The organism is Kitasatospora sp. NPDC059088 (assembly GCF_042738155.1).
Taxonomy (GTDB): domain Bacteria; phylum Actinomycetota; class Actinomycetes; order Streptomycetales; family Streptomycetaceae; genus Kitasatospora.
Map to the genome: position 1 here is coordinate 12,544 of NZ_JBHYGR010000028.1, position 5,697 is coordinate 18,240.

5 protein-coding genes are annotated in these 5,697 nt (G+C 74.1%); 4 read left to right on the top strand and 1 reads right to left on the bottom strand.

From position 1 onward, the window contains the following. Nucleotides 1-118 precede the first annotated feature (118 nt). Complete coding sequence (locus tag ACFWXO_RS15285; protein ID WP_380524399.1) at nucleotides 119-1,663, bottom strand: TolB family protein; 1,545 nt, start codon at nucleotides 1,661-1,663, stop codon at nucleotides 119-121. A 253-nt stretch (nucleotides 1,664-1,916) separates the two neighbouring features. Between ACFWXO_RS15285 and ACFWXO_RS15290 the strand changes: the two genes are divergently transcribed. From ACFWXO_RS15290 to ACFWXO_RS15305, 4 genes are all read left to right on the top strand, one after another. Then, nucleotides 1,917-2,432 (top strand): DinB family protein, encoded by a 516-nt coding sequence (locus ACFWXO_RS15290; RefSeq protein ID WP_380524401.1) that lies wholly within the window; start codon nucleotides 1,917-1,919, stop codon nucleotides 2,430-2,432. 269 nt (nucleotides 2,433-2,701) lie between these two features. Further along, a complete protein-coding gene (locus ACFWXO_RS15295; RefSeq protein ID WP_375886552.1) occupies nucleotides 2,702-3,094 on the top strand; it encodes a cell division protein SepF in 393 nt (130 codons plus the stop codon). 159 nt (nucleotides 3,095-3,253) lie between these two features. Further along, nucleotides 3,254-3,904, top strand: coding sequence for a TetR/AcrR family transcriptional regulator (locus tag ACFWXO_RS15300; protein ID WP_380524403.1), 651 nt, complete (start codon nucleotides 3,254-3,256; stop codon nucleotides 3,902-3,904). Nucleotides 3,905-3,977: 73 nt separating this feature from the next. Next, nucleotides 3,978-5,573 carry an MFS transporter gene (locus ACFWXO_RS15305; protein ID WP_380524405.1) on the top strand — a complete coding sequence of 532 codons (1,596 nt, stop codon included), beginning with the start codon at nucleotides 3,978-3,980 and terminating at the stop codon, nucleotides 5,571-5,573. The last annotated feature ends 124 nt before the right edge of the window (nucleotides 5,574-5,697 follow it).

Sequence of the window (5,697 nt, forward strand, 5' to 3'; positions counted from 1 at the left end):
ACCCCCCCCACCCCCACCCCCCTCGTGTTTCTTGTGGGGGTGCGGCGCGGCGGTGCTTCCCCCCCGGCGCGGGGCGCCCCCCCCCCCCCCCCCCCCGGTGCCCGGTCGGTCCTCCCGGTCAGTCGTCCTGGTCCTCGCCCTGGTCGTCGCCGTCGTCCGACCGGCTGCCGGTCGGCCGGGCGAAGGCCTGGGAGCCCTCGGCCGCCGGGGCGTCGGTACCGGCGACCAGGTTGCCGCTGGTCGATTCGAACACCAGGGTGTTCCCGGCCGCGGACACGAACGGGGCGTTGGAGGAGCCGTTGCCGGCCGAGCCGTCCGGCGCGGTGGTGACCCGCTCGGTGCGGCCGGTGCGCAGGTCCTGGCGGTAGACGTCCCAGCCCGGGTGCTGGGGGCCCGGCACCAGGTTGTCGGCGGCGGAGTCGAAGTAGAGCCACCGGTTGTCGGCGGTGATCGAGCCGTGCCCGGAGGAGCCGACCGAGGTGGTCCCCGGCAGGCCGCCGCTCACCTTCCGCACGGCGCCCGTCCGCAGGTCCCGGACGTGCAGCACGGTGTGGTAGCGGTGGCCGCCGGTGGAGCCGCCCGGCTCGGGCAGGGAGTAGACGGCGTACCGGCCGTCCGGGCTGACGGTGGCGTCGAAGTCCGCGTCGGCGACCTTGCCGTCGACGTCGTAGCTGGCGGGCGTGAGCTTCCCGGAGGCCGCGTTCCAGGTGTAGTAGACGGCGCTGGTCGGCCGGGCCAGGGACAGCTCCGGCGCCGCGGCGCGGGCGGTGGGGGCGGTGGGGGCCGCCGGGGCGGGGGTCGGCCCGGTCGGCAGCAGCTCGGAGAGCGAGCCGAAGCCGATGGTGCGCCCGTTCGCGCTGATGGTCGGGCGGAAGGAGGTGCTCTCGCCCGGCTTGCCGGCCGTGTCCCGGGAGATCAGCCGGGTGGTGTGGGTCCGGCGGTCGGTGAGGTAGACGTTGATCTTCCAGGTGTACGGCCTGGCCAGCGAGGGCGCGGCCCCGGGTGCGGCCCCGGCACCGGCTCCGGGCGCGGGGTCCACCACGGTCGGGTCGAGGTCCGTCCGGGAGGACACGTAGACCACGTACCGGCCGTCGGCGCTGATCTGCGGCGCGTAGGAGGCGTGGAACTGGTCGGTGTCGGTGGCCGTGAGCCCGCCGCTGACCAGCTCGGTGCGGCCGGTCCTGCGGTCCCGGAGGTACACCTCGGTGCGGCCCTTGACCTGCATGCCGGGCACCACGTTGTCGGCGTTGCTCTCGAAGGCGACGTAGCGGCCGTCGGCGTTGATCGCGGCCTGGTCGGTCCAGCCGTTCAGCGCCTCGCCCGAGTCGGAGAGGTTGACCCGCTCGGTGCGGCCGGTGCGCAGGTCCCGCAGATAGGCGTCGCGCCCGCCCACGGTGGGCTGGGGCACCAGGTTCTTGGCCCAGGAGGTGAACAGGGCGTAGCGGCCGTCCGCGCTGACCCCCTGGCTCCAGGACTGGTCGTCGGGGGCGGCGCCGTTCACCCCGGTGCTGATCCGGACGGTGCCGCGCAGCGCCGGGTCGGCCTGGGCGGGGGCGGCGGTGACGGCGAGTGCGACGGCGGCGGCCAGCACGCTGCCGGCGCCCAGCAGCCGGCGGTCGCGGGTGCCCCGGGTGGTACGTGTGGTCCGGGTGGTACGTGTCATGAGCTCAGTCCCCTCTGCTCGCCCGGCCGGGCTCCCTCCCGGCGGCGGGCTCTCGACCGAGCCAATCGGTCGGGAGGCCCGGCGGTCAACGGCCCGGGGTGATCTCGGCGGAAAATCCACCAACGAGCCCGTGCCGCAGGACAGAAGGCCAACACCCGCCGGCCGCCGCCGTCGCCCTCCCCCACCCGCGGGCCCACCCGCCGGGCGACAATTCGGTCGCACCGGCGGGCCGTCGGCGGCCAGGATGTCCGGCATGACCGAACTCACCCCGCGGGTCGACCCGCCGATGGCCGCCGACGAGGCCGCCATGCTCATCTCCTGGCTCGACTACCACCGCAGCACGCTCGCCCTGAAATGCGCGGGCCTGACCGACGACCAGCTGCGGCTGCGCTCCGTCCCGCCGTCCACGCTCTCGCTGCTCGGCCTGGTCCGGCACATGGCCGAGGTGGAACGGCACTGGTTCCAGGGCGTGCTGCTGGGCGCGGAGGTCGCCACCGGTCACTACTGGACCGAGGCGGATCCGGACGGCGACTTCGACAACGTGGCCACCGCCGACGTCGCGGCGGACTTCGCCACCTGGCGCGCCGAGATCGAGGCCGCCCGCCGGGCGTCGGCCGGTCTGCCGCTGGACACCGTCGGCAAGCGGCCGCGCCACGACCGGGAGGTGACGCTCCGCTGGATCCTGGTCCACATGATCGAGGAGTACGCGCGACACAACGGTCACGCGGATTTGTTGCGCGAACTGGTGGACGGTTCGACCGGCGAGTGAAATCGTTTCCGCATTGTTGACAGAAGGTCAATTGCGCGGTGACCGCTACCGATATGGTCTACGCGCGCAACCGTACGGAGCTGCGCCGCGTCGCTCTCTTTGCCCGGGTCCGCCCGGGTTTCCGGCACGGCACGACTCTTACGGGGGCCGCGAGCGGGCACGGGACCGGTGAACAGTGCGATACTCGGACAGTTCCGTCGAGTGGATGACGTGTCAAGAAGGACACTCACCCCCGGGGGACCAGACGGGACGAGGCAGGGAGGCGCGGCATGGGAGCACTTCGCGACGAGCACCACAACGGGTGGCTGATGCCCTCCGGGAACTACCCGGCCGCGGTGTACGACGACGAGTGGGTGGATCAGGAGACGGTGCCGGCCGTCCCCGCGCCCGCGAAGATCGTCTCCCTGCGGCCGACGGGCTTCGAGGCGGCCCGCACGGTCGGTGAGCACATCCGGGCGTCCATCCCGGTGGTGATGGACCTCACCGAGATGAACGAGGCCGAGGCCAAGCGCATGGTCGACTTCGCCTCGGGGCTGATCTTCGGCACCCAGGGCGGCATCGAGCGGATCGCCCGCCGGGTCTTCCTGCTCACCCCGGCGGACGTCGAGGTGATGGTGATCGACCGGCCGATCGACGACACCGGGTTCTACAACCAGAGCTGAGCGCAGCGGCGCGGGCCGTGCGGCCCGCTCCACCCCGACCGGGGACGGCACCCGCCGTCCCCGGTTTTTTGCTGCCCGCCGACCGGTCACCGGCCTCGCAGATGAGATCCGCACCGTAAAAGTGAGACATCGGTGTCTCACTTGGCCTACACTCGTTGCATGGCCACCGACCGCGACACCGTTCTGGAAGCCGCCGTCGGCGTGCTGTCCCGCCGCCCCACCGCCCACCTGGACGAGATCGCCCGCAGCGCGGGCATCAGCCGGGCCACCCTGCACCGGCTGTTCCCCGGCCGCGACGCGCTGATCCGCGAGGTCGGCCTGCTGGGCCTGCAGCGCTTCGCCGCCGCCCTGGACACCGCCGCCACCGAGGAGGGCGACGCCCAGGCCGCGCTGCGCCGCCTGGTGGACGCCGCCGTCCCGGACGCCATGCTCTGCGCCTTCCTGGCCGGCGAGAACCAGCTCTACGACCACGCGGACATCAACGACCTCTGGGAGGTCCAGATCGACCGGCTGCACGCGCTCTTCCTGCGCGGGCAGCGCGAGGGCGTCTTCCGGATCGAGCTGAGCGCCGCCTGGCTGAGCGAGGCCTTCTTCGACCTGGTGGCCGGGATCGGCTGGGCCATCCAGGACGGCCGGCTCGCCCCGCGCGACGCCGCCTTCTCGCTCGCCGAGCTGTTCCTCGGCGGCGCGCTGCGCCGGCCGGAGGCCGCCGCACCCGTCGCCACGCCTGTCACCACCCCTGTCGCCGCCACCCCTGTCGCCGCGACCCACAGCACCTCGGACCGGAAACCGGAAACCGATACACCATGAGCGAGCGAAGCGAGCGAATCATCAAGGGCAGCGCATTGAGCGAAGCGTCTGCCGAGCGCAGCGAGGTGGGCGCATGAGCAGTACCCCCGCCCTGACCGTCCGCCAGCGCTGGACCGGCCTCGCCGTCCTGGTGCTGGCCGTCACCGTGGTCGCCCTCGACGCGACCGTGCTCTCCCTCGCCATTCCGTCCATCAGCGAGACGCTGCGCCCCAGCGGCACCCAGCTCCTGTGGATCGGCGACTCCTACTCCTTCGTGCTGGCCGGTCTGCTGGTCAGCATGGGCGCCCTGAGCGACCGGATCGGCCGCAAGAAGCTCCTGCTGACCGGTGCCGCCGCCTTCGGCGCGGCCTCCCTGCTGGCCGCGTACGCGCCGGGCCCGGGCTGGCTGATCCTGGCCCGCGCGCTGCTCGGCGTCGCCGGGGCGACGATCATGCCCTCCACCCTGTCGCTGATCCGCAGCCTCTTCCCGGACGACCGGGAGCGGGCCACCGCGATCGGCATCTGGGGCGCGGCCGCCACGGCCGGTGCCGCGCTCGGGCCGGTGGTCGGCGGGCTGCTGCTGGAGCACTTCTGGTGGGGCTCGGTGTTCCTGCTGAACATCCCGGTGCTGCTCCTGCTGCTGGTGCTCGGCGCCTGGCTGCTGCCGGAGTCCAAGGACCCGAAGCCGGGCCGCTGGGACGTGCTGAGCGTCGGGCTGTCGATGGCCGGGGTGATCGGCGTGGTCTACGCGATCAAGGAGGCCGCCGCGCACGGCGTGGCCCGCTGGGACGTCCCGGTCACCTTCCTGCTCGGCGCCGCCGCGCTCACCCTGTTCGTCCGCCGCCAGCTGCGGCTGGAGACCCCGCTGCTGGACGTCCGGCTGTTCCGCGACCGGCGGTTCACCGCCGCCGTCACGGCCTCGCTGATCTCCCTGGTCGGCCTGTCCGGCGTGATCTTCGTGGTCTCGCAGTACCTCCAGCTGGTGCGCGGCTACGAGCCGCTCCAGGCGGGCCTGGCGGAGCTGCCGGCCTTCGCCGGCTCGGTGGCGGGCGGTCTGCTGACCGCCCGGATCGCCCGGCGCTTCGGCGCGCGCAAGGCGCTGACCGTCAGCCTGCTGGCGATGGGCCTGGCGGCGGGCGCGCTGGGCTGGCTCCAGCAGGACACCACCTACCTGCTGCTGGCGGTCTCCTTCCTGATCACCGGCACCGCGGAGGGCGTGGTCTACACCCTCGGCGCCGACCTGGTGCTGAGCGCCGCGCCCGCTGACAAGGCCGGGGCCGCCTCGGCGGTCTCCGAGACCGCGTACGAGCTGGGCACCGCGCTCGGCATCGCGCTGGTCGGCTCGGTGGTCGGCTCGATCTACGCGAACGGGCTGTCCGTACCGGCCGGGGCCTCCCCGGAGGTCGCCGCCCGGGCCGGGGAGTCGCTGGGCGCGGCCGTGGAGACGGCGGAGGGGCTGTCGCCGGACCTCGCCCGGCCGCTGCTGGCGAGCGCCCGGGACGCCTTCGTGCACGGCATGAACAGCGCCGGGCTGCTGGCCGGGGTGCTGCTGCTCGGCGCGGGCGTGCTGGCCTGGCTGCTGCTGCGCGGGCTGTCCGCGCCGACGGCGGCCGAGCCGGTCACCGCCGGGCCGGTCGCCGCCGGGCCGGGACAGCCGGAGCAGGCGGAGCAGCCCCAGGTGCGCGCGTAAGGAGACGCGGGGTAGGGGGGGTGGCGCGGGGGGGGGCCCGCGCCGAGACGAGAGGGGGGGGGGGGGGGGGATCACCGCACCCCGCGGACAGGACCGCGCCCCCCCCCCCACACACCCCCGCGGC